Here is a 21,277-nt window from a genome sequence, read left to right on the forward strand (position 1 = left end):
TAGAGCGAAGTTATCTGCCGGTATCCCGTCGGTCAACCGTCTCAGGAAGACGCCGAGGCCCCCACGACCACGGACGGTCGCGGGGGCCTCGGACGGGACTCCGGCGGGATCTCAGCCCTTGCGGGCCTTGATCTCCTCGGTGAGCTGCGGGACGACGTCGAAGAGGTCGCCGACGACGCCGTAGTCGACCAGGTCGAAGATCGGGGCCTCGGCGTCCTTGTTGATCGCCACGATCGTCTTCGAGGTCTGCATGCCGGCGCGGTGCTGGATCGCGCCGGAGATGCCGGAGGCGATGTAGAGCTGCGGCGAGACCGACTTGCCGGTCTGGCCGACCTGGTTGGTGTGCGGGTACCAGCCGGCGTCCACCGCGGCGCGCGAGGCGCCGACGGCCGCGCCGAGCGAGTCGGCGAGCGCCTCGATGATCGCGAAGTTCTCCGCGCCGTTGACGCCACGGCCGCCGGAGACCACGATCGCGGCCTCGGTCAGCTCCGGACGGCCGGTCGACTCGCGCGGCGTGCGCGCGGTGACCTTGGTGCCGGCCGCGGCGGCGGAGAAGGTGACCGACAGGGCCTCGACGGCACCGGCGGCCGGGGCGGCCTCCACGGCGGCCGAGTTCGGCTTGACCGTGATGACCGGGGTGCCCTTGGAGACGCGGGACTTGGTGGTGAACGCCGCGGCGAACACCGACTGGGTCGCCACCGGACCCTGGTCGCCGGCCTCCAGGTCGACGGCGTCGGTGATGATGCCGGAACCGATGCGCAGCGCCAGGCGGGCGGCGATCTCCTTGCCCTCGGTGGAGGACGGCACCAGCACGGCGGCCGGGGAGACGGCCTCGACGGCGGCCTGCAGGGCGTCCACCTTCGGTACGACCAGGTAGTCGGCGTACTCGGCGGCCTCGTGGGTGAGGACCTTGACCGCGCCGTGCTCGGCGAGGGCGGCGGCCGTGTCGCCGGCGCCGGCGCCCAGCGCGACGGCGACCGGCTCGCCGATGCGGCGGGCGAGCGTCAGCAGCTCCAGGGTGGGCTTGCGGACGGCACCGTCCACGTGGTCGACGTAGACGAGAACTTCAGCCATGGGACTTCTTCTCTCCTGCTTGCGAGATGTGAGGGGCGGTCTGCGGAACCGGCGGGGCTCAGATGAACTTCTGGCCCGCGAGGAACTCGGCGAGCTGCTTGCCGCCCTCGCCCTCGTCCTTGACGATCGTGCCCGCGGTGCGCGCCGGGCGCTCCGCCGCCGACTCGACGACCGTGTAGGCGTTCTCGAGACCGACCTCGTCCTCGTCGATGTCGAGGTCGGACAGGTCCCAGGACTGAACCGGCTTCTTCTTGGCCGCCATGATGCCCTTGAAGGACGGGTAGCGCGCCTCGCCGGACTGGTCGGTGACCGACACGACGGCCGGCAGGGACGCCTCGAGCTGCTCCGTGGCCGAGTCGCCGTCCCGGCGGCCCTTGACGGTGCCGTCCTCGACGGAGACCTCGGACAGCAGCGTCACCTGCGGGACGCCGAGACGCTCGGCGAGCAGCGCGGGCACGACGCCCATGACGCCGTCGGTGGAGGCCATGCCGGAGATGACCAGGTCGTAGCCGGCCTTCTCGATCGCCTTGGCCAGGACCAGGGAGGTGCCGATGGCGTCGGTGCCGTGCAGGTCGTCGTCCTCGACGTGGATCGCCTTGTCCGCGCCCATGGACAGCGCCTTGCGCAGGGCGTCCTTCGCGTCCTCCGGACCCACCGTCAGGACGGTGATCTCCACGTCGTCGTCGGAGTTCTCCGAGATCTGCAGCGCCTGCTCGACCGCGTACTCGTCCAGCTCGGAGAGCAGACCGTCGACGTCGTCGCGGTCGACGGTCAGGTCATCGGCGAAGTGCCGGTCGCCAGTGGCGTCGGGCACGTACTTCACAGTGACAACGATCCTCAAGCTCACGCCGGCTCTCCTACTGCGTCGACATTTCAGTGCTGCCTCTTGCAGGCAGCATAGGCGCCCCAAGCGGCCGATCCCGGTCGGGGCGGCCTGCGCTCCGCCCGGAATATTACTCGTCAGTACATCCAGTTCCTGCCCGCTAAGCAAGCGCTTTGAACTGTGACCTTCGCAACGCAGCGTAACCGGAACCCGACGGCTCCGCAGAGGCAGTCCGCCGACCGGTCAGTCGCGCAGCCCGTGATAGCGGCCCTGGTGGTACAGCAGGGGCCTGCCCTCGCCCGTGGGGTCGCCGGTCAGCACCTCCGCCAGTACGACGCGGTGGTCCCCCGCCGGCACACGGCCGACGACGCGGCACACCAGCCAGGCGAGGACGCCGTCCAGGACGGGGACGCCCTCGGGGCCCTCGTGCCAGACGGTGGGCGCGGCGAAGCGGTCGGCGCCGCTGCGGGCGAAGGTGGCCGCCAGCTCTTCCTGGTGCTCCGCGAGCACGTGGACGCCGACGTACTCGGCCGTGGAGACCGCGGGCCAGCTGGAGGAGCCGGTGCCGATGCCGAAGGAGAGCAGCGGTGGCTCGGCGGAGACGGAGGCGAGGGAGGTGGCCGTGAAGCCGGCCGGGCCGGCCTCACCGCGCGCGGTGATCACCGCGACCCCGGCCGCGTGCCGCCGGAAGGCGGTCCGGAACAGGTCGGCCGGGGCGAGCCGGGGCGGTACCGGGCCGGTTGTGACCGTCATGAGGGGTGTGGTCCTTCTGCGTTGCGTCTCACCCCGGGGGGAGGGGATCGACGGCCTGCGGGGAGGCTGACGACGGGGTGCGTTCACAGTCAAGTACGTCCTGGGGTGCGGGGCTGTGGAGAACGCCTCACCTGCGACGTGGCGGTGGTCACACCACCTCGCCCAGCGCGGCGATCACGTCCGCCTTGCGGGGCTGCCCGACGGCACGCCGTACGACGCGGCCGCCGGCGTCCAGGACCAGCACCGTCGGCGTCCTGAGCACGCCGAGTGCCCGGACGAGCTCCAGACGTGCCTCGGCGTCGATCTCGATGTGGGCGACACCGGGAACCATGCCGGCCACCTCGCCGAGGACGCGCCGGGTGGCCCGGCAGGGGGCGCAGAAGGCGCTGGAGAACTGGAGGAGCGTGGCACGCTCGCCCAGCTCCGCGCCCAGGTCGGCCGCGGCCACCGGCGGCGGTGCGCCGTGCCGTGGACCGTCGTTCCGCGTGCCGTCTTCCCGCTCGCGCACCCTGTTCGTCTCCGCTCCGCCGCACCGCGGCTCCTCGGGGGCGCGCCGGGGCGCGCCCGGTCCGGACGTCCACAGGTGCAGCACCGGGGAGCGGGCCGGGATTCCCGTTCACCGTCACGTTCCGGCCGTCCGTTCCGGGAGAAGTGACGAGAATCTCGCCGCCGCCGGGCACTGGGGCTGGTTCCCCGGCCGTTCTTGGGGCACGATCTCGACAAGCCGTAAACCTACGGCTGCGTAGCTTTCGACTGGGAGCCCCCTTCCCAGGCTGACAAGGAAGGGTTCGACCCGCCCATGGCAGAACTCGTCTACCGTCCCGCGATCGGTCTCGCCCGCACCCTGTTCAAGGTGTGGGACCTCAAGATCGACTGCAAGGGTTCGGAGAACATCCCGCGCTCGGGCGGCGCCGTGCTGGTGAGCAATCACATCAGCTACCTGGACTTCATCTTCGACGGCCTGGCGGCGCTGCCGCAGAAGCGACTGGTGCGGTTCATGGCGAAGGAGTCGGTCTTCCGGCACCGGGTCTCGGGACCGCTGATGCGCGGCATGAAGCACATTCCGGTCGACCGTAAGCAGGGTGAGGCGGCGTACGCGCACGCCCTGGACTCGCTGCGGTCCGGTGAGATCGTCGGGGTCTTCCCGGAGGCGACGATCTCCGAGTCGTTCACGCTGAAGAGTTTCAAGTCGGGTGCCGCGCGCCTGGCGCAGGAGGCGGGCGTGCCGCTGGTCCCGATGGCGGTCTGGGGCACCCAGCGCCTGTGGACCAAGGGCCACCCGCGCAACTTCAAGCGCAGCCACACCCCGATCACGATCCGGGTCGGCGAGGCCATGGAGGCCCCCCGCGACCAGTACGCGGGTGCCCTCACCCGGCGTCTGCGCGAGCGCGTCCAGGAGCTGCTGGAGGCCGCCCAGCGCGCCTATCCGGTACGCCCCAGGGGCGCCGACGACACCTGGTGGATGCCGGCCCACCTCGGCGGCACGGCGCCGACCCCCGAGCAGCTGCGCACGGCCGAGGCGCACTGAGCCGAGCGCGTCGGAGGGCGGTGGGCGGTCGGGTGAGCCGCCTCCCGCCCGGGACGAACGGCGCGTCCGCGCCGGGCCTGGGGGGGGGGGGGGGGGGGGGGGGGGGGGGGGGGGGGGCGGGGCGGCGCCGCCCGCCCCGCCGCCCCCCCCCCCCCCCCCCCCCCCCCCCCCCCCGCCCGGCCCCCCGCCCCCCCCCGCGCGCCCCCCCCCCCCCGCCCGGGGGGGGGGGGGGGGGGGGGGGGGGGGGGGGGGGGGGGGGGGGGGGGGGGGGGGCCCCCCCCCCCCCCGCGGCCACAGGGCGACCGGTCAGCGCGCCATCTCCTCCTTGAGCGCTGCCACGAAGGCGTCCACGTCGTCCTCCGTGGTGTCGAAGGAGCACATCCAGCGGACGTCGCCGGCCGCCTCGTCCCAGAAGTAGAAGCGGAACCGCTTCTGCAGGCGCTCGCTCACCTCGTGCGGCAGCCGGGCGAAGACGGCGTTGGCCTGCACGGGTTGGAGGATCTCCACCCCGTGCACGGCCCGCACGCCCTCGGCGAGGCGCTGGGCCATCTCGTTGGCGTGCCGGGCGTTGCGCAGCCACAGGTCCTTGGCGAGCAGCGCCTCCAACTGCACCGAGACGAAGCGCATCTTGGAGGCGAGCTGCATGGACAGCTTGCGCAGGTGCCTCATGTGGCGTACGGCGTCCTGGTTCAGGACCACGACCGCCTCGCCGAACAGGGCGCCGTTCTTGGTGCCGCCCAGCGAGAGGAGGTCGACGCCGGCCGCGTTGGTGAACGTGCGCATGGGCACGTCCAGGGAGGCGGCGGCGTTGGCTATCCGGGAGCCGTCCAGGTGCACCTTCATGCCGTGCGCGTGGGCGTGCTCGCAGATCGCCCGGATCTCCTCGGGCGTGTAGAGGGTGCCGAGCTCGGTGCTCTGGGTGATCGAGACGACCTGCGGCATCGCGCGGTGCTCGTCGTCCCAGCCGTACGCCTGCCGGTCGATCAGCTCGGGGGTGAGCTTGCCGTCGGGGGTGGGGACGGTGAGCAGTTTGAGGCCGCCGACCCGCTCCGGGGCTCCGCACTCGTCGACGTTGATGTGCGCGCTCTCCGCGCAGATCACCGCGCCCCAGCGGTCGGTGACCGCCTGGAGCGCGACGACGTTGGCGCCGGTGCCGTTGAAGACCGGGAAGGCCTCGGCCGTCGGCCCGAAGTGACTGCGGATCACCCGCTGGAGGTTGGCCGTGTAGTCGTCCTCGCCGTACGCGACCTGGTGCCCGCCGTTGGCCAGGGCCAGGGCGGCGAGCACCTCCGGATGGGCGCCGGCGTAGTTGTCGCTGGCGAATCCGCGGACCTCGGGGTCGTGATGGCGACGTGCGTCGGTCTTCGGTGGGTTCACGGCTTCTCGGTGAGCCACAGACGGGTTCCGTTCACTTCCGCGGCGGGCTTCTCCCAGACTCCGGCGACCGCCTCGGCCAGGTCCTTGACGTCCGTGAAGCCCGCGAACTTCGCGTTGGGGCGCTCGGCGCGCATCGCGTCGTGCACCAACGCCTTGACCACCAGGATCGCAGCCGCCGACGTCGGCCCCTGCTCGCCCCCCGCCTTGCGGAACCAGTCCGCCATGGCCAGCGTCCACGCCTCGGCGGCGGCCTTGGCGGCCGCGTAGGCGGCGTTGCCCGCGGTGGGCTGCGTGGCGCCCGCGGCGCTGATCAGGACGTAGCGGCCGCGGTCGCTGCGCTGCAGCGCCTCGTGGAAGGCGAGGGTGGTGTGCTGCACGGTGCGGACCAGCAGCTTCTCCAGCAGGTCCCAGTCGCCGAGGTCGGTCTTGGTGAAGGTCTGGCTGCCGCGCCAGCCGCCGACGAGGTGGACCAGGCCGTCGACCCGGCCGAAGTCCCTCTCGACGCGGTCGGCCCAGGCCCGGGTGGAGTCCAGGTCGAGCAGGTCGACCGTCTCGCCGGTGACCGTGGCGCCGCCGTGCGCGTAGCGCGCCGCGTCGACCGCCTCCGCCAGCCGCTCGGGGTCGTTGTCCGAGCCGACGACGGTCGCGCCCGCCTCGGCGAGCCGCAGCAGCGCGGCCCGTCCGGCGGGTCCGCCCGCTCCGGCCACCGCGATCACCGCGCCGTCGAGCGCCCCGTTCCCCATGGTCCTCGCCTCCCGGGCCTGTACATGCCGATTCTGTTCCCGCGCGTCCGTGCCGTCGCTCACGCGGCGGCCCGCCCGGCGTCGTCCCGGGTGATGCCCCGGGTCGACTCGATGACCTTCTTGAGCTTCTTGGACAGCGCCTCGTAGAACATGCTCAGCGGAAACTCGTCCGGAAGCACGTCGTCGACGAGCTTGCGCGGCGGCAGGCTCAGGTCGAGGGCGTCGGGGCCCTTGGCCCACTTCGAGCCCGGGTGCGGGGCGAGGTAGGCGGAGACCAGTTCGTAGCCGGCGAACCAGTGGACGAGCTTGGGGCGGTCGATGCCGTCGCGGTAGAGCGTCTCGATCTCGGCGCAGAGCTGGTTGGTGACCTGCGGGGCGCGCTGCCAGTCGATGAAGAGCTTGTTGTCGGTCCAGCGGACGACGTCGTGCTTGTGGAGGTAGGCGAAGAGGAGCTGGCCGCCGAGCCCGTCGTAGTTGCGCACGCGTTCGCCGGTGACCGGGAAGCGGAACATGCGGTCGAAGAGGACGGCGTACTGCACGTCGCGGGCCTGCGGGACGCCGTCCGCCTCCAGCTTCACGGCCTCCTTGAACGCGGTGAGGTCGCAGCGAAGCTCTTCGAGGCCGTACATCCAGAACGGCTGGCGCTGCTTGATCATGAAGGGGTCGAACGGCAGGTCGCCGTGGCTGTGGGTGCGGTCGTGGACCATGTCCCACAGGACGAAGGCCTCCTCGCAGCGCTTCTGGTCGTGGACCATCGCGGCGACGTCCTCGGGCAGTTCCAGGCCCAGGATGTCGACGGCGGCCTCGGTGACCCGGCGGAAGCGGGCGGCCTCGCGGTCGCAGAAGATGCCGCCCCAGGTGAAGCGCTCGGGGGCCTCGCGCACGGCGATGGTCTCCGGGAAGAGGACAGCGGAGTTGGTGTCGTAGCCGGCCGTGAAGTCCTCGAAGGTGATGCCGCAGAAGAGCGGGTTGTCGTAGCGGGTGCGCTCCAGTTCGGCCAGCCAGTCGGGCCAGACCATGCGCAGCACGACCGCTTCGAGGTTGCGGTCGGGGTTGCCGTTCTGCGTGTACATCGGGAAGACGACCAGGTGCTGGAGGCCGTCGCGGCGGTCCGCGGCGGGCTGGAAGGCCAGCAGCGAGTCGAGGAAGTCGGGCACCTGGAAACCGCCGTCGGCCCAGCGGCGCAGGTCCTTCACGAGGGCCTCGTGGTAGGCGCGGTCGTGCGGGAGCAGCGGGGAGAGCTCCTCGACGGCGGCGGCGACGCGGCGTACGGCGTCCTCGGCGGCGGCACGCTCCGGGGCGCCCTCGGCGTCGAAGTCGATCGACCCGTCCTTGGCCTGCCATGGCCGGATCCGCTCCACGGCATCCTTGAGCACGGGCCACGCCGGGTGCTCCACCACCCTGCCCACCGGAGGAATCTTCTCCTCCGCACCCATCTGCACAAGAATTTCCGTCATGTCCCATCCTCCACGGGAGAAGCTTGCGTCAGGACACCGTATGCACTTGAGGTTTCTCCCAGCAAGGGGAGGTTCCGTAAATTATCCTGCCTCCCCCCGGTCAGTGCCGCATTTTTTCCTGCCGAGCGCCGGATCCGGATACCCCGCGCGGCTCGGGGGAAACGGTTCTCGCGGGGACACCGGGCAGCACCCCGCCATTTCGCCGCCGTCGACGGAAGCGAGTCGAGCCTTGAACTTCCTCACCATCGGACACCGCGGAGCGATGGGTGTCGAACCCGAGAACACCCTGCGCTCCTTCGTCGCCGCCGAGCGGGCCGGCCTGGACGCCGTCGAACTGGACCTGCACCTGAGCAAGGACGGCGCCCTCGTCGTCATGCACGACGCGGACGTGGACCGCACCACCGACGGCACCGGCGCCGTCGCCGACAAGACCCTCGAGGAGCTGCGCGCGCTGGACGCGGGCCGCGGGGAGCGGATCCCGGTCTTCGAGGAGGTGCTGGACGCCGTGTCGGTGCCGTTGCAGGCCGAGATCAAGGACGTGGCGGCGGCACGGACACTGGCCGAGGTGATGCTCCGCCGGGATCTGGTGGACCGGGTGGAGGTGATCTCCTTCCACGACGAGGCGATCGTGGAGATCGCCCGGCTGGTGCCGGGGGTGCGGACCGCCCTGGTCGCGCAGTACTACGGGCCCGAGGTCGTGGACCGCGCCGTGGAGGCGGGCGCCGGGGCCCTGTGCCTGGACATCGACCGGATCACGCTGGAGATCGTCGGCAAGGCCCGGAAGGCGGGGTTGCGGGTCTTCTCCTGGACGGTGAACACCCAGGACCAGCTGCGGCTGGTGCGCGCCCTGGAGCTGGACGGTGCGACGACCGACTTCCCGGAGATCAAACGCACCGGCCGCTTCACGGCGTGAGCGTCACGGCGGGCGCACCCCGTGGGAACGTCACGGCGCGGGCGTCACCACGTGGCGGCCTCGGTGCGGGTCTCAGGTCAGCGACTTGACCAGCAGCTCGAACCGCAGGTCGTCCCGCTGCGGGACACCGAAGCGCTCGTCGCCGTACGGGAAGGGGGACGTCTCCCCCGTGCGGCGGTAGCCGCGGCGTTCGTACCAGGCGATGAGCTCCTCGCGCACGGAGATCACGGTCATGTGCATCTCCGTCACGCCCCACACCTCGCGGGCCTGCCGCTCCGCCTCCGCGATGACCTTCTTGCCGAGCCCTTCGCCCTGGAGCGCAGGGCTGACGGCGAACATCCCGAAGTAGGCGTGCGCGCCGCGGTGCTCGAGCTGGCAGCAGGCCACGACCGTGCCGTCCCGCTCGACCGTCAGCAGGCGGCTGTCCGGCGACCTGAGGACCTCCAGCACGCCCTCCGGGTCGGTGCGCTGCCCCTGGAGGATGTCCGCCTCCGTGGTCCACCCGGCGCGGCTGGACTCGCCGCGGTACGCGGACTCGACGAGCGCGACCAGCGTGTCCACATCGGCTTCGGTGGCGTCGCGGAAGGTGAGCCGGCCGGTGGCGATGTCCATCTGGGTGTCTCCGGTTCGTTCTCGGGCGCGGCGCGGGCGCCGACGCGGGCACGATGAGGGTAACGCCCGTCCCGTCGTCGTCGGGCTGCGACGGTGACGGCCTGCCGCGAACGGCGAACGGCGAACACGGGCGCGGCGGGTGGCGGGCCGGGTCAGAGCCGCAGCGCGTCCAGGCGGCCCTCCAGCCGGCCCAGCAGCGATCCGAGGAGCGCGGCCAGCTCCCCCTGCTCGGCCCCGTCCACGCCGGACAGCACTGCCGCCTCGTAGGCGAGCTGGTCGGGCAGGATGCCGTCGACGAGGTCGCGTCCGGCGTCGGTGAGGCGGACGTGGGCGACCCGGCGGTCGCGGGTGTCGCCGCGGCGCTCGACCAGGCCGCGTTCGGTGAGCTGCTTGAGGCGTTTGGTGACGGCGGCGCCCGAGGAGAAGGTCTCGCGGGCCAGTTCCCCGGGGGTCAGCTCGTGTCCGGTGCGGCGCAGCGCGCCGAGCAGGTCGAACTCGGCGCGGCTGAGACCGGCGCGCCGCAGCGGGGCGTCCTCGGCCTGCTGGAGCAGGGCGGCGCAGCGGTTGATGCGGCCGATGATCTCCATGGGGCCGGTGTCGAGGTCGGGGTGGACGGTCCTCCACTGCCGCACGACCGCGGCGACGGTGTCGCCGTCCGGTCCGCCTCTCGCGCTGTCCCCGGCCGCCGGGCCCCCGTCGGTTGCGGTCATCGCCGTACGTCCTCCGTCCTCGTGCCCGTGTCCCGGTCGCGGTCCGTACGCGCTGCCTGGCGTCGCACCGTTGCGGCGAGCGTACGGTGTCCGCTCTGCTCGGCGAGCACGACCCTCTCCTGGGGCAGGGCGCGCTGCCACCATTCACCGGCGGCGGCGTCGGCCGCGGCCCGCAGGTCGGTCAGGGCGGCGGCCAGGCCCCTGCGGGCGGCCTCCAGGGCGGCGGGGGCGGGCTCCGGCTCGGCGAGGAGGCGGGCGGCACGCTCGCGGGCCCGGTCGGCCGCGGTCACCGCCTGCTCGACGTGGTCGCCGGCGCGCCGGTTGGTGACGACGACGGCCGCGAGGAAGCCCACCAGGGCGCCGACGAGGGTGTCCACCACCCGTTCGGTGATCAGCTCGCCGGGCGCCTGGTAGCCGGGGAACTCGGTGATGAGCAGGGCCATCGGCGTCACACAGACGGTGCCGAGCCAGTAGTTGCGGGTGATGAGGGCCTCGGCGCCGAAGTTGAGGGCGACGCAGAGCAGGACGAGGAGGATCTGCCCCAGGTGGGCGAGCGGCGCGAGGGCGGCGAACAGCAGGACCCCGACGAGGTTGCCGACGACGCGCTGGACGGCCCGGCCCCAGGTCAGGGTCAGGTTGGCCTGGTAGAGGGCGGCGGCGGTGACCAGGGCCCAGTAGGGGCGGCCGATGCCGAGCGCCAGGGAGGCGTACCCGGCCAGCGCGCAGCCGAGGGCGGTGCGTACGGCGATGGGGGCGAGCGGGCCGAGCCGCTGCCACAGGGGTGCGGGGCGGGCGGCGAGTTCGGCGTCCACGCCGAGCAGTTCCTCGGTGGCCGCGGCCTCGGTGCGGGCGTCGGCGGCACGGACGTCGGCGGTCCGGGTGCCGGTGGGGCAGGTGTCGGCGGTGCGGGGGATGCGTCCGGTGCCGCGCAGGGCGCGGGCCCAGTCGCGCAGCCGCTCCGGGTCCGTGTCGGCGGGCGCGGCGAGCGCGACCTCGGCGCGGACGAGGAGGCGTTCCAGGGCGTGCCGGGTGGCGGCGCGGGTGCCGGTGGCGGGCAGGGACATCAGCGTCTGCCAGGCGGCCTGGACGGCGGCGTACCCGGCGGCGCGGGCCGGCGCGTGGCCGTCGCCGGCGCCGCGGGTGTCGGCGTACGCGGCGGCGGCGTTCAGCGCCTGGGCGGTGGCGCGGCGTTCGGGGCCGTGCGGGCGGACCGGCGCGGGGGCCATGCCGACGAGCCAGGCCCAGGCGCCGGCCGCGGCGCCCAGCGCCAGGTGGCCCGGGACCTGGCCGAGGGTCTGCGGGACGAAGAGGGAGGCGGAGCTGATGAAGGTGAAGATCACGTTGCCCGGCGGGCCGACGCGGGTGGCGTCGCACAGGGACTTCTGCACCGCGGCCAGCAGGGCGCCGACGGTGACGAGGACGACGGCGTCGCGGGTGAGCGACGCGGTGACCAGGGCGACGGCGACGCTGCCGAGCATGCCGAGCACCACCCACGCCAGGGTGCGGGCCCGGGCGGCGTAGGGGCGGTTGTGGGCGTAGAGCGCGCACAGGGACCCGGCCATCGTGTACATCGCCAGGTCGAGACGGCCGAGTGCCAGCAGGATCAGGTTGGGCGGGGCGATCGCGGCGACCGCGCTGAGGGCGGGCTTGAACCAGATCTCGGAGGGCCGGCGCAGCCGCAGCACACCGGCCAGGGACAGGCGGCGGCCGAGCGAGGTGCCGGAGGTGGGGGTCGCACTGCTCATGGAATTTAGTTTAACAGGTGTTTTACTAGTAAAAAATGTCGCCCGTGTTCTCCCCCGGGGTCCTCTCCGGGCGGCCACGGGCCGGTGCGGGCGCTCGCGCCCCCGCGAATGCTCCCCGTGTACTCCCTTGCGCTCGCGTGCGCGCCGCATCGCCCGGGCAGGCCTTGACCGACCGTCGAACGGGGGGAGGCAGGTGTGCACGGACCGGCGTCGTCGGGCTGGCTGCTGGTCGCGCTGTGCGCGGCGACCGGCGCCTACTGCCTGCTGCGGATGCGCAGCACTGTCGAGGAGCAGCGCCGCGCGGCGGGCGGCGAGGCCCTCATGGGGTTCGGGATGGCCGCCATGGCCGTGCCCGCGGCGGTGTTCACCCCGCCGGGCTGGGCGTGGACCGCCTATGCGCTGCTGTTCGGCGGCACGGGGCTGCGGGCCCTGTGGGCGGCCCGCTCGGAGCGGCACCATCTGCATCATCTCGTCGGGGCGGCGGCCATGGTCTACATGGCGGTGGTGATGGCCGGCTCCCCCGCCGGCGCGCACGGGCACGGGCACGGCGCTTCCGGGGTCCCGCTGCTCACCGGGACGCTGCTGCTCTACTTCACCGGGTACGTGCTGCTGACCGGCGTACGGCTGATACCCGTCGCGGCCGTGGCGGGCGGCGGCACGGCCGCGGCCGGGTGGGGCGACCGGCCGGAACTGGCGCGGGCGTGCCGGCTGTCGATGGGCATCGCGATGCTGGCGATGCTGCTGACCCTGTGAATGCCCCCTGTGAATGCCCTCCCGGCCGAAGGGCAGGGGTCCCCGGCTCAGGCCGCCTCCTGGGGTTGCACTCCAGGAGGTCTCGTGCCCTCGCCACCAGCCGGGTCCGGACCAGTCGGGACCAGCATCACGCGGGCGGCGTTCTTGCCCCTGGGGGGAGACGGCTCCGCACACGGCGCGCGGTGCAGGTACAGGCGCGTCCGGACAGCGGCTGAGGGTTCCCCGCACCCCGGTCGGTCCCGTTCACCGCCCCTGTGGCGGGAAGCGGCGGGCACGACGAAGGAGGCGTACCGGCGGCCGAGGCTGTCGCGGGACCCGCGCACGCCGGACGGCTCGGCGGAGCGAACAGCAGCACACAACGTTCCTCCGGGTCGCGCCAGTCGCGTCACGGGCGCTCCGTGCCCCAGAAGGACCGTGCCCCAGAAGGCTCGTGCCCTGGCGACGCTCCGCGCCACCGCCACGAGAGGCGGTTCCTCCCCGGTGTGAACGCCAGAGGCTCCTCGCGGGAATCAGGCGAACAGCCGGAACCTCGCAGCGACTGGTCACTTCCCGCGTGGACGACGGCGCATTTCTGCGGTGGCGAGTAGTGGGCCGGAGGTCCTAGGCCGGTCCTACGTCTCCAGCCCGTTACGCCGCCGTGGCGTCCTGCCTACTGTCCATGCCATGGATACGACAGGAGTTCTGGACGAGGCGCTTGAGCGACTGCACAACTCGGGGCCCGAGCGGCTCGGGCGGCTCACCAACCACGCGCCGATGGCCGTCGAGGCCCTCGCCGCTCGCGGACAGGCACGTTCGGTGCACCGCTGGCTCGACCTGTACGCGCGCAAGCTTGAGGATTTCCCGTCCCGCGTCGAGCCGGTCACGGACGGCAGTTGGTTTTCCGCGCTTGGCGATCCGCGCCGCGCGGCCGACTGGATCGACTACTTCGAGCGCGAGGTCGCGGAGCGTCCGTGGCGCGAGGTGCTCGCCCAGTGGTGGCCCCGCCTCCTGCCCGGTATGTACGGCGGCTCGACGCATCCGGTGATCCGGGTGGGCCACGCCGTGCGCACGCTCTTGTCCGGTGAGATCACCGAACCCCGTCTGGCCGAACTTGCTCACGGCCTCGGCTACTGGGCGGCGCGCCACCGGCCCGTCGCGCACCTTGCCCCGCTGCCCGGCGCCGACAGCGCAGCCGCCGCTCTCGACACGGTCCCGCCCATCGCCTTGCAGGACGGTGGCTTCTCCGTCCGGCTCGACCGCGTGAGGGCCCTGCCGGTGTGGGCGGCCGCGGTGACGGAGCCGAGCGATGCGTACTGCCACCTCGCCGAACTGGTACGGGCGGCAACCCACCGGTATGCCACCCACGGCCACGGCGAGGAAACGATGCTGGTGCACGCGGCCACGGCTCCCAACGCTGTCCTGCGCACCCTGCCCGCGCTCCCGCAAGCCCTGTGGCTGCAGAGCCTGCGGGCAGCCTGGACGGCCTCCGCGGCAGTGACCGCGATGTACGCACCGGCCGACTCGGTCGCCTACGCCCCGCCCGGCACCTTCACTCCCGAAGAGGTTGTCGAACGGGCCTTGGCTCACGGCGACGAACACGTCATCAAGCTGACAGATACAGCCCTTGATGTCGGCGATGAACAGGCTCTTGCGGCGGCTCTGCGTTCCATGGAGCTGAGTGCCCCGTTGGAGTGAGACGCCTCCGGACCTGCGCCGTGTGCGGACAGGTGATGCCACGGGCATCACCGCTTCCTGCCCTGGCGTTCGTCCTGGGTGGCCTGGTGGCGGTAGGAGTCGGTGCAGGTCCGGACGAGCGTGCGGCGGAAGGTGATCCGGTCGGCGTCAGCCCCGGCGTTCGCCGGGCCCACCCCGGTCAGCGGGTGGGGCTTGCCGGCACCGGAGTCACCGATCAGCACCAGCGGACGGCCCGCACGCACCTGGCGCGCGGATCATTCACGGGGAAAGTGGCTTCCCGTGCCCCGGGTCGGCGAGTATCGCTGCATGCATTCGCCGACCGTTGACTCCCCGCCCCGCCCGCCGCAGCCGCGCACGGTCGTCCGCACGGCCTGGGCCCTGGCTCTGTGCTCCGCGGTGCTGCTCGTCCTGGTCGCCGCCGAGTGGCGCCCGCTGACCGGCTGGGACGACGGCATCTCGCGGGCCACGCACCGCTGGGCGGTCGACGAAACGGGCGTCACGCAGGTCATGCGCGTCCTCACCGACTGGGTGTGGGACACCTGGACGATGCGTCTGCTGTGCGCGGGGGTGGTGGTGTGGCTGTGGTGGCGGCGCGGGGACCGGCGGACGGCCGTGTGGCTGGCGGCGGCCTGCGTGCTGGGCAGTCTGCTGCAGCAGCTCCTGAAGGCCGCGGTGGACCGCGCCCGTCCCGTCTGGCCCGACCCCGTGGACTCCGCGCACTACGCGGCCTTCCCCTCGGGCCACGCCATGACCGCCACCTTCGTGTGCGGTCTGCTGGTGTGGCTGCTCCACCACTACGGCACCACCCGCGGTGTGCGCCTGACCGCCCTGGCGGCCGCGGTGGTCTCCGTGGCCGGCGTCGGCGTGACCCGGGTGTGGCTGGGCGTCCACTGGACGACGGACGTCATCGGGGGCTGGCTGCTGGGCGCGCTGGTGGTGGCCGTCGCCGTGCTCGCCCACGGGCGGTGGGCGCGGTGAGCCCGGTGGCGGCACACCGACACCGTGGCCTGCAGGTTCCGCCCGTGGCCCTCCTCCTGTCCGGCTTCTCCGGACCCCTCTTCCGCGCCGGATCCACCGATGCCCGGCTGCGCGTGGTGCTGGACGAGCGGGGAGTGGCGTTGTCCGCCCCCGAGCCGGCGAGGACCGCCCGGGCGCTCCAGGAGGCCGGCGCGCTGCCGGGCGGTGCGCCTCCGCTGCGGGCGGTGCCCGCGCCGGTGCGCTGATCCGCTCGGGGTCTCATCCGCGCCTGCGCAGGTACGCGTCCAGCTCGGCGGCTCCGGCCAGCATGGCCCGGCCGCGGGCGGACAGCCGGCCGTGCCAGTCGACCAGTGCGCCCTCCAGCGGTTCCCGTCCGCCGGCCGCCCGCACCTGGGTGATCAGCGGGGCGATCTGCTCCAGCAGGTAGCCGCCCCGCCTGAGCTGGTGGGCCAGCCGGGCGTCCCGTACGTCGGCCTCGTCGTAGACGCGGTAACCGGTCTGCGGGTCGCGGCGCGGGCGCACCAGCCCGGCGCGTTCCCACTTGCGCAGCGTCGCGGGCCGGATCCCGAGTCTCCGTGCCAGCGGCCCGATGAACATGCCGCCGGCCCCGGGCACCGCCGCGGGCTCGGTCACCGTGGCGGCCTCCAGGTCACCGAGGGCGTTCTCCACGGCCTGGAGGGTCCGCCGGTCGTCGAGGAGCTGGGCGTGGCTCTCGTCGAGGAGACGGAACGCCTCGTCGTCCGCGCCCCGGTTCACGGCCCGCATGACCGATGTCGCCGTCCGGTGGCCGTGGCCGGGCACCAGGGCCAGGAAGGCGCGCAGGGCCGCCGCGTGCAGCGGGGTGTAGGTGCGGTAGCCGTGGGGCGTGCGCTCGGCGGCCGGAAGGATGCCCGCCTCCTCGTAGTTCCTGACCGCCTGGGTGGACAGCCCGTGCCCACGCGCCAGATCGACCGGCCTGAGCCGCTCACCGCTTTGAAGGTTTCGCCCCATGATGCCGAGGTTATCGCGCAAAAGTTTCCACCGGAGGTTCAACGATACGGTGGAATCCATGGTCACTGACATCAAGGACAGCGTCCGTGCCGTCGAGGCTGGCGGCCTCATGGGGCTGCTCCCGGCCAGGCCCCGGCTCCTCGCGCTGGGCGAGCCCACCCACGGTGAGGACTCTCTGCTCCGCCTGCGCAACGAGCTGATCCGCCGGCTCGTCGAGGAGGAGGGCTACCGGACGGTCGCGCTCGAGAGCGACTGCCTGGCGGGCCTGGCCGTGGACGACCACGTCACGTCGGGCACCGGCTCCCTCGACGAGGTCGTGCGGCACGGGATCAGCCACGGCTGGGGGGAGTCCGCGGCCAACCGCGAGCTCGTACGCTGGATGCGCGCCCACAACGACGGTCGGCCCGCGGCAGAACGGGTCCGCTTCGCCGGTTTCGACGGCCCGCTGGAGATCACCGGCGCCGCGAGCCCGCGGCAGGCCCTGACCGCCCTCCACGACCACCTCGCGGCCCGGCTGGAGGCGGACCTGCTCCCCTGCACCCGGGAGACGCTCGAACGGCTGCTCGGCGCCGACGAGCGGTGGACCGACCCCGCGGCGATGACGGACCCGGCCGCGTCCGTGGGCCGGTCGCCCGAGGCCGGCCGGCTGCGGCTGCTCGCCGACGATCTGGCGGCGCTGCTCGACACGCAGATGCCGCAACTGCGCACGGCGGCCTCGTGCGACGACTGGGACCGGGCGTGCCTGTACGCGCGCACGGCGACCGGTCTGCTGCGCTACCACCACTGGATGGCCGACACCTCACCGGCCCGCATGTCCCGTCTGCTGACCGTGCGGGCGCAGATGATGGCCCACAACCTCCTCGCCCTCGCCGAACGGGGCCCGGCCCTCGTCCACGCCCACAACTCCCACCTCCAGCGGGAGAAGAGCACGATGCGGATGTGGGAGGGGCCGGTGGAGTGGTGGAGCGCCGGGGCGCTGGTGAGCGCCCGGCTCGGCGGGGAGTACGCCTTCGTGGCCACGGCCCTCGGCACGATCCGGCACCGGGGGGTGGACGCTCCGCCGCCGGACACCGTCGAAGGACTCCTGTACGCCCTCCCGGAGGACCGCTGCCTCGTGGACGCCCCGCGGCTGGCCGCCGCCCTCGGTGACAGTCCGCCCGCTCCCCGTGTGTCCCCCTGGTTCGGGTACGCCCCGCTCGATCCGGCCCGGCTGGCGGGCAGCGACGGCATCGTGTTCGTCAAGGACGTCCCGAAGAGCTGATGCCGCGGGGACCGTAGGCCGTAGCCCGAGGCAACCATCGACGCGCCCCGCCGCCTCGGGCGATCCCCCGTGTCGCCCGAGGCGGCCGGTAGCCGGACGAGCCCGCCAGGGGGCCGGTCCGTCTGCGCCGAGTATAGTTGGCTGGCAGCCAGTCAACGCAGGAGTACAGCATGTCCCCGCGCAGCGCCTCGGTCAACGAAGAGCTGCGGAGGCGTTCGAAGGAGCGGCTCCTGCAGGCCGCCGTGGAGCTGGTGGGCGAGCGCGGGTACGACGCGACGACACTCGGCGACATCGCCGCGCGGGCGGGCTCGGCGCGCGGTCTGGTCTCGTACTACTTCCCCGGCAAGCGGCAGTTGGTGCAGTCCGCCGTGCACCGGCTGATGCACCGCACGCTCGAGGAGGCCCTGGAGCGCGAACCTCGCACCGACGAGGGGCCGGAGCGGATGGCGCGGGCCATCGACGCGGTCCTGGGGCTCGCCCGGGACCGGCCGGTGCTCATGCGCCAGCACATGGCGGGGCTGCTCCAGGCCGAGGGCTTCGTGCCGTGCCCCGAGCAGCGGCGGCTGGCCGAGCTGCTGCGGGACACCGTGGCCCGGCACGGCTCCCGGGACGTCGACCGCGACTACCCGATGCTGCGCGCGCTGCTGATGGGCGCCGTCTTCGCCGCCCTGGTGCCGGGAGTGCCGATGCCCGTGCCGCAGTTGCGCGCCGAGCTGTTCAGGCGTTACCGGCTGGACTGGGAACTGGGCGTCCCGCCGGGCCCGAGAGCTCCCGGCGGGACGTGCGACACGGATCTGTCGCGGTTCTTCGCGGCCGGCGCGGCACCCGGAGGTCCGCCGCCGGCCGGTGCGCCGGATCAGTCGAAGTAGTCCGGCTGCGTCTGCACGTTGAGCTCGCGCAGGTGGACCCGCTTGGCCGGGTCGGTGCGCCGGTCGTCCAGTCTGAGGACGTCGAAGCCCTTGGCCATGTCGTTCGAGTAGATGTGGCCGTTGTAGTAGTACGCCGACCAGGAGCCGCCGGTGACCAGACGGTCCGTGGACAGCGGGCCGCGCTCGAAGTAGGCGATCTCCTTCGGACGCGAGGAGTCGGTGAAGTCCCAGACGGAGACGCCGCCCTGGTACCAGGCCTGGACCATGAGGTCCTTGCCCTCCACCGGGATCAGCGAGCCGTTGTGCGCGACGCAGTTCTCGGTGTCGGCCTGGTGGCGCGGGATCTTGAAGTAGCTGCGGAAGACGAGCTTGCGCTGGTCGCCCTTGCCGACGATGTCGTAGATGCCGTCCGCACCGCGGTTCGGGCCGACCTCCGCGTTGCAGGTGGCCGCACCGCCGCCGCCCAGCTCGTCGGTGAACACGACCTTGTCCGCCTTCTGGTTGAAGGTCGCCGAGTGCCAGAACGCGAAGTTGACGTTGTCCTGCACCTGGTCAATGACCTTCGGCCGCTCGGGGTCCTTGATGGAGAACAGGATGCCGTCGCCCATGCAGGCGCCGGCGGCCAGGTCCTCGGAGGGCAGCACGGTGATGTCGTGGCAGCCGGTGGTCTTGGAGACGCCCGGGTTGACGGGCCCGCCCGGGTTGCCGCCGCCGTCGGGGCCCTCACCGGGGAACAGCACCGGGAAGCCCACCACCGCAGCCTTCTCCGGGGCGTCGCGCGGCACCTTGATGACCGAGATGCCGTCGTGCGGCGGCCGGCAGTCCGGGTACGCGGCGTTCGGCGAGTACGAGGAGACGTAGACGTAGACGTTCTTGCGCTCGGGCACCAGCGTGTGGGTGTGCGAGCCGCAGGCGGTCTCGACGGCGGCGACGTACTTCGGGTTGCGCTTGTCGCTGATGTCGAAGACCTTCATGCCCTCCCAGGACGACTTCTCCGTCGCGGGCTGCGTGGTGCTGTTGCAGCTGCTGTCGCTGCGCGAGGAGTCGGTCGACAGGAACAGCAGGTCGCCGGAGACCGAGATGTCGTTCTGCGAGCCCGGGCACAGGACCTGGGAGACGGTCCTCGGCTTCTTCGGGTTGCTGATGTCGAAGATGCGGAAGCCGTCGTAGTTGCCGGCGAAGGCGTACTTGCCCTGGAAGGCCAGGTCGGAGTTGGTGCCCGGCAGCACGTCCTTGGGGATGTTGGCCAGGTGCCGGATGTTGCCGGAGTGGACGATCTCGTCCTGGCCGGGTATCTCGCCGCTCGCGATGGCGTCGCGCGCTTCGGCGCGCGCACTGGAGGACACCTCCTTCGACTTGGCCGGGCCGTCCCCCGGATCGGGGGTCGCCGCGGCCGGTACGGCCGTGAGCAGCGCGGCCACCAGCCCGGCGGCGGCCGTCGCAACTCCCAGGCGTCTGCGCCGTGTTCGCGGGTCGCTCAACAGGGTCACTGTTTCCTCCCTACGTCCGTTCCCGTCGGAACGGTTCACGCGTCCCCGCAGTATCGTCTTCGCCATGCACATACCAACAGGGGGCAACAAACACGTAATGAAGTTTTCTGATCAGCGGTGCGCGGAAGCGTGCTAGGACGGTCATCGCACTCACCAGCTGTCCCGTGCCTCTCGCCCCGAAGAGGACGCCCCCAGTCACAGGAGGTTGTCGTGCCCATCCGCCCCGCGTCGATCCGCGCGTCGCTCGTCACGGCGTCGCTGACCGCACTGGCCGTGCTCGGACTCGGGGCCTGCGACTCCGGCTCGGAGACGAAGTCGGCCGCGGCGGCCGGGCCTTCGGTGCTCGTCCCGGGCGCGCCCGGGGAGGGGAACCGGACGCTCTCGGCCGAGGACGCCGAGCGGCAGCGCACCGACGACGACTCCCCCAACTCGGCGGACGTCGCCTACGCGCGGATGATGATCCAGCACCACGCCCAGGCCCTGGAGATGACCGCGCTCGCACCGGAGCACGGCGAGTCCGGCCGGGTGAAGAAGCTCGCCGAGCGGATCTCCGCCGCCCAGGGTCCGGAGATCGCGGCCATGCGGGGCTGGCTGGAGACCCACGGCCAGAAGGAGTCGGACGGCGGCCACGACCATGCCGCGATGCCGGGGATGGCGACCGAGGAACAGATGGAGAAGCTGCGCGCGGCGCGGGGCAAGGCCTTCGACCGGCTCTTCCTCACACTGATGATCACCCATCACGAGGGGGCGATCACCATGGCCACGGACGTGAAGGCGCAGGGCAACAACGTGCAGATCGAGGAGATGGCCGACGACGTGGTCGCCCAGCAGACGAGCGAGATCACACGGATGCGCGAGATGCTGTGAGGCCCCGCCCCCTGCGCTCCCCCGGCGCCGTGGTCGCACCGCCCGCCGTCAGCGGCGCGCGCGGCGCGGGGTGAGGAAGCCGTCGTCGCGGGCCTGGCCGATCAGCCTGAGGGACCTGCGCCTGCTGTGCCCGGTCGCGCGCATGACCGCGAGGACCGGGTCGTGGCCCGCCTCCCGGGCCGTCCGGTACTCCTGCGCGACGAGCCGGCGCCCCTCCCTGCCGCGCGGCCAGGCGACGCGCGCCCGCCGCGAACCGGCCGGGGCGGGGCCGCTCCCGGCGGCCGGCGCGCAGACCTCGGAGAGCGGGTTCTCCAGCCATTCGGCGAGCACGGACAGGTCGTCGAGGGACAGGGCCGGCTCGGCCCGTACGTCCTCGATCCGGACCCCGCCCCGGGACAGCACGGCGAGCGCGTCGACCCGCGCGCCGTCGGCGAACGTCCACCGGACGTCGAACCAGGACGTGGTGGCGTCCCCCACCCGCACCGCCCAGGTATGCCGCACGGACATCTCACCGTCGTCCGGACAGCGGTCGGAAAGCTGAAGAGAACGATCAACGAAGGATGCTTCTGGCACCCGCGCAACGTAACCGCATGATCACATTCCGTCCGGACGACACACGCGCGGCCCTCTCCGGGCGGCACCCCGACAGCGCAGCGGCAC

Annotated in this window: 23 protein-coding genes; 9 read left to right on the forward strand and 14 right to left on the reverse strand. The window is 72.8% G+C overall.

The features are described 5' to 3' along the window. Nucleotides 1–111 precede the first annotated feature (111 nt). The 4 genes from ACFYOJ_RS14085 to ACFYOJ_RS14100 all read right to left on the reverse strand — a co-directional run bounded on the left by ACFYOJ_RS14085 (nt 112) and on the right by ACFYOJ_RS14100 (nt 3,158). On the reverse strand, nt 112–1,074 hold the full coding sequence (locus tag ACFYOJ_RS14085; RefSeq protein ID WP_356558624.1) for an electron transfer flavoprotein subunit alpha/FixB family protein: 963 nt from the start codon (nt 1,072–1,074) through the stop codon (nt 112–114). Between the two features lie 58 nt (nt 1,075–1,132). Then, the gene (locus ACFYOJ_RS14090) at nt 1,133–1,921 is read right to left on the reverse strand and encodes an electron transfer flavoprotein subunit beta/FixA family protein (RefSeq protein ID WP_356558623.1); all 789 of its coding nucleotides are present in this window, start codon (nt 1,919–1,921) and stop codon (nt 1,133–1,135) included. A 219-nt stretch (nt 1,922–2,140) separates the two neighbouring features. Continuing rightward, nucleotides 2,141–2,650 (reverse strand): flavin reductase family protein, encoded by a 510-nt coding sequence (locus tag ACFYOJ_RS14095; RefSeq protein WP_356558622.1) that lies wholly within the window; start codon nt 2,648–2,650, stop codon nt 2,141–2,143. A gap of 148 nt (nt 2,651–2,798) precedes the next feature. Continuing rightward, entirely contained in the window at nt 2,799–3,158 is a 360-nt protein-coding gene (locus ACFYOJ_RS14100; protein ID WP_388596885.1) for a TlpA family protein disulfide reductase, read from the reverse strand. A gap of 291 nt (nt 3,159–3,449) precedes the next feature. Between ACFYOJ_RS14100 and ACFYOJ_RS14105 the strand changes: the two genes are divergently transcribed. Next, the gene (locus ACFYOJ_RS14105) at nt 3,450–4,178 is read left to right on the forward strand and encodes a lysophospholipid acyltransferase family protein (protein WP_356558621.1); all 729 of its coding nucleotides are present in this window, start codon (nt 3,450–3,452) and stop codon (nt 4,176–4,178) included. Between the two features lie 306 nt (nt 4,179–4,484). On the opposite strand, the gene ACFYOJ_RS14110 is transcribed toward ACFYOJ_RS14105, so the two are convergent. Genes ACFYOJ_RS14110 through ACFYOJ_RS14120 form a run of 3 tightly spaced genes read right to left on the reverse strand, consistent with a single transcriptional unit; the run spans nt 4,485 to nt 7,755 of the window. After that, a complete protein-coding gene (locus tag ACFYOJ_RS14110) occupies nt 4,485–5,555 on the reverse strand; it encodes a low specificity L-threonine aldolase (protein WP_356551196.1) in 1,071 nt (356 codons plus the stop codon). Beyond that, nucleotides 5,552–6,298, reverse strand: coding sequence for an SDR family NAD(P)-dependent oxidoreductase (locus tag ACFYOJ_RS14115; protein WP_356551194.1), 747 nt, complete (start codon nt 6,296–6,298; stop codon nt 5,552–5,554). Before ACFYOJ_RS14115 ends, ACFYOJ_RS14110 begins: the two co-directional genes overlap by 4 nt. A gap of 59 nt (nt 6,299–6,357) precedes the next feature. Beyond that, on the reverse strand, nt 6,358–7,755 hold the full coding sequence (locus tag ACFYOJ_RS14120; protein ID WP_356551192.1) for a DUF6421 family protein: 1,398 nt from the start codon (nt 7,753–7,755) through the stop codon (nt 6,358–6,360). 229 nt (nt 7,756–7,984) lie between these two features. Between ACFYOJ_RS14120 and ACFYOJ_RS14125 the strand changes: the two genes are divergently transcribed. Next, entirely contained in the window at nt 7,985–8,668 is a 684-nt protein-coding gene (locus ACFYOJ_RS14125) for a glycerophosphodiester phosphodiesterase family protein (RefSeq protein WP_356551191.1), read from the forward strand. 72 nt (nt 8,669–8,740) lie between these two features. On the opposite strand, the gene ACFYOJ_RS14130 is transcribed toward ACFYOJ_RS14125, so the two are convergent. The 3 genes from ACFYOJ_RS14130 to ACFYOJ_RS14140 all read right to left on the reverse strand — a co-directional run bounded on the left by ACFYOJ_RS14130 (nt 8,741) and on the right by ACFYOJ_RS14140 (nt 11,735). Next, on the reverse strand, nt 8,741–9,280 hold the full coding sequence (locus tag ACFYOJ_RS14130; protein WP_356551189.1) for a GNAT family N-acetyltransferase: 540 nt from the start codon (nt 9,278–9,280) through the stop codon (nt 8,741–8,743). 152 nt (nt 9,281–9,432) lie between these two features. Continuing rightward, nucleotides 9,433–9,990, reverse strand: a complete 558-nt coding sequence (locus tag ACFYOJ_RS14135; protein ID WP_356551188.1) for a MarR family transcriptional regulator — start codon at nt 9,988–9,990, stop codon at nt 9,433–9,435. Beyond that, the gene (locus ACFYOJ_RS14140; protein ID WP_356551187.1) at nt 9,987–11,735 is read right to left on the reverse strand and encodes an FUSC family protein; all 1,749 of its coding nucleotides are present in this window, start codon (nt 11,733–11,735) and stop codon (nt 9,987–9,989) included. The genes ACFYOJ_RS14135 and ACFYOJ_RS14140 overlap by 4 nt, the downstream gene beginning before the upstream one ends. A gap of 195 nt (nt 11,736–11,930) precedes the next feature. Here ACFYOJ_RS14140 and ACFYOJ_RS14145 point away from each other — a divergent pair, with 195 nt between their 5' ends. Beyond that, complete coding sequence (locus ACFYOJ_RS14145; protein WP_356551185.1) at nt 11,931–12,488, forward strand: DUF5134 domain-containing protein; 558 nt, start codon at nt 11,931–11,933, stop codon at nt 12,486–12,488. Nucleotides 12,489–13,151: 663 nt separating this feature from the next. After that, complete coding sequence (locus ACFYOJ_RS14150; RefSeq protein ID WP_356551184.1) at nt 13,152–14,162, forward strand: questin oxidase family protein; 1,011 nt, start codon at nt 13,152–13,154, stop codon at nt 14,160–14,162. 47 nt (nt 14,163–14,209) lie between these two features. On the opposite strand, the gene ACFYOJ_RS14155 is transcribed toward ACFYOJ_RS14150, so the two are convergent. Further along, the gene (locus tag ACFYOJ_RS14155; protein WP_356551182.1) at nt 14,210–14,404 is read right to left on the reverse strand and encodes a hypothetical protein; all 195 of its coding nucleotides are present in this window, start codon (nt 14,402–14,404) and stop codon (nt 14,210–14,212) included. Between the two features lie 64 nt (nt 14,405–14,468). Here ACFYOJ_RS14155 and ACFYOJ_RS14160 point away from each other — a divergent pair, with 64 nt between their 5' ends. Together ACFYOJ_RS14160 and ACFYOJ_RS14165 are read left to right on the forward strand one after the other, a co-directional pair. Beyond that, a complete protein-coding gene (locus tag ACFYOJ_RS14160) occupies nt 14,469–15,140 on the forward strand; it encodes a phosphatase PAP2 family protein (RefSeq protein ID WP_356551181.1) in 672 nt (223 codons plus the stop codon). A 44-nt stretch (nt 15,141–15,184) separates the two neighbouring features. Further along, nucleotides 15,185–15,385: a hypothetical protein gene (locus ACFYOJ_RS14165; RefSeq protein ID WP_356551180.1), complete on the forward strand. Its 201-nt coding sequence runs from the start codon at nt 15,185–15,187 to the stop codon at nt 15,383–15,385. Between the two features lie 13 nt (nt 15,386–15,398). Here the strand turns inward: ACFYOJ_RS14165 and ACFYOJ_RS14170 are convergent, their stop codons facing one another. Then, nucleotides 15,399–16,130 carry a TioE family transcriptional regulator gene (locus tag ACFYOJ_RS14170; RefSeq protein ID WP_356551178.1) on the reverse strand — a complete coding sequence of 244 codons (732 nt, stop codon included), beginning with the start codon at nt 16,128–16,130 and terminating at the stop codon, nt 15,399–15,401. Nucleotides 16,131–16,188: 58 nt separating this feature from the next. Here ACFYOJ_RS14170 and ACFYOJ_RS14175 point away from each other — a divergent pair, with 58 nt between their 5' ends. Further along, entirely contained in the window at nt 16,189–17,391 is a 1,203-nt protein-coding gene (locus ACFYOJ_RS14175; RefSeq protein ID WP_356551176.1) for an erythromycin esterase family protein, read from the forward strand. Nucleotides 17,392–17,561: 170 nt separating this feature from the next. Beyond that, nucleotides 17,562–18,260 carry a helix-turn-helix domain-containing protein gene (locus ACFYOJ_RS14180; protein ID WP_356551175.1) on the forward strand — a complete coding sequence of 233 codons (699 nt, stop codon included), beginning with the start codon at nt 17,562–17,564 and terminating at the stop codon, nt 18,258–18,260. Here the strand turns inward: ACFYOJ_RS14180 and ACFYOJ_RS14185 are convergent. Next, on the reverse strand, nt 18,248–19,750 hold the full coding sequence (locus tag ACFYOJ_RS14185) for a hypothetical protein (RefSeq protein ID WP_356551173.1): 1,503 nt from the start codon (nt 19,748–19,750) through the stop codon (nt 18,248–18,250). The two genes, ACFYOJ_RS14180 and ACFYOJ_RS14185, sit on opposite strands and share 13 nt — an antisense overlap. A 210-nt stretch (nt 19,751–19,960) precedes the next feature. Between ACFYOJ_RS14185 and ACFYOJ_RS14190 the strand changes: the two genes are divergently transcribed. Then, nucleotides 19,961–20,617 carry a DUF305 domain-containing protein gene (locus ACFYOJ_RS14190; protein WP_356551172.1) on the forward strand — a complete coding sequence of 219 codons (657 nt, stop codon included), beginning with the start codon at nt 19,961–19,963 and terminating at the stop codon, nt 20,615–20,617. Between the two features lie 48 nt (nt 20,618–20,665). Here the strand turns inward: ACFYOJ_RS14190 and ACFYOJ_RS14195 are convergent, their stop codons facing one another. Continuing rightward, the gene (locus ACFYOJ_RS14195; RefSeq protein WP_356551170.1) at nt 20,666–21,124 is read right to left on the reverse strand and encodes a DUF6214 family protein; all 459 of its coding nucleotides are present in this window, start codon (nt 21,122–21,124) and stop codon (nt 20,666–20,668) included. Between the last annotated feature and the right edge of the window lie 153 nt (nt 21,125–21,277).

This window comes from Streptomyces sp. NPDC006384, assembly GCF_042870695.1.
Taxonomy (GTDB): domain Bacteria; phylum Actinomycetota; class Actinomycetes; order Streptomycetales; family Streptomycetaceae; genus Streptomyces.

Bases quoted from the DNA above. Each gene is read 5' to 3' on its own strand.
- ACFYOJ_RS14160 (WP_356551181.1), top strand. From the start codon at position 14,469: ATGCATTCGCCGACCGTTGACTCCCCGCCCCGCCCGCCGCAGCCGCGC.
- ACFYOJ_RS14140 (WP_356551187.1), bottom strand. From the start codon at position 11,735: ATGAGCAGTGCGACCCCCACCTCCGGCACCTCGCTCGGCCGCCGCCTG.
- ACFYOJ_RS14130 (WP_356551189.1), bottom strand. From the start codon at position 9,280: ATGGACATCGCCACCGGCCGGCTCACCTTCCGCGACGCCACCGAAGCC.
- ACFYOJ_RS14105 (WP_356558621.1), top strand. From the start codon at position 3,450: ATGGCAGAACTCGTCTACCGTCCCGCGATCGGTCTCGCCCGCACCCTG.
- ACFYOJ_RS14095 (WP_356558622.1), bottom strand. From the start codon at position 2,650: ATGACGGTCACAACCGGCCCGGTACCGCCCCGGCTCGCCCCGGCCGAC.
- ACFYOJ_RS14195 (WP_356551170.1), bottom strand. From the start codon at position 21,124: ATGTCCGTGCGGCATACCTGGGCGGTGCGGGTGGGGGACGCCACCACG.
- ACFYOJ_RS14150 (WP_356551184.1), top strand. From the start codon at position 13,152: ATGGATACGACAGGAGTTCTGGACGAGGCGCTTGAGCGACTGCACAAC.
- ACFYOJ_RS14120 (WP_356551192.1), bottom strand. From the start codon at position 7,755: ATGACGGAAATTCTTGTGCAGATGGGTGCGGAGGAGAAGATTCCTCCG.
- ACFYOJ_RS14170 (WP_356551178.1), bottom strand. From the start codon at position 16,130: ATGGGGCGAAACCTTCAAAGCGGTGAGCGGCTCAGGCCGGTCGATCTG.
- ACFYOJ_RS14115 (WP_356551194.1), bottom strand. From the start codon at position 6,298: ATGGGGAACGGGGCGCTCGACGGCGCGGTGATCGCGGTGGCCGGAGCG.
- ACFYOJ_RS14135 (WP_356551188.1), bottom strand. From the start codon at position 9,990: ATGACCGCAACCGACGGGGGCCCGGCGGCCGGGGACAGCGCGAGAGGC.
- ACFYOJ_RS14085 (WP_356558624.1), bottom strand. From the start codon at position 1,074: ATGGCTGAAGTTCTCGTCTACGTCGACCACGTGGACGGTGCCGTCCGC.
- ACFYOJ_RS14180 (WP_356551175.1), top strand. From the start codon at position 17,562: ATGTCCCCGCGCAGCGCCTCGGTCAACGAAGAGCTGCGGAGGCGTTCG.
- ACFYOJ_RS14175 (WP_356551176.1), top strand. From the start codon at position 16,189: ATGGTCACTGACATCAAGGACAGCGTCCGTGCCGTCGAGGCTGGCGGC.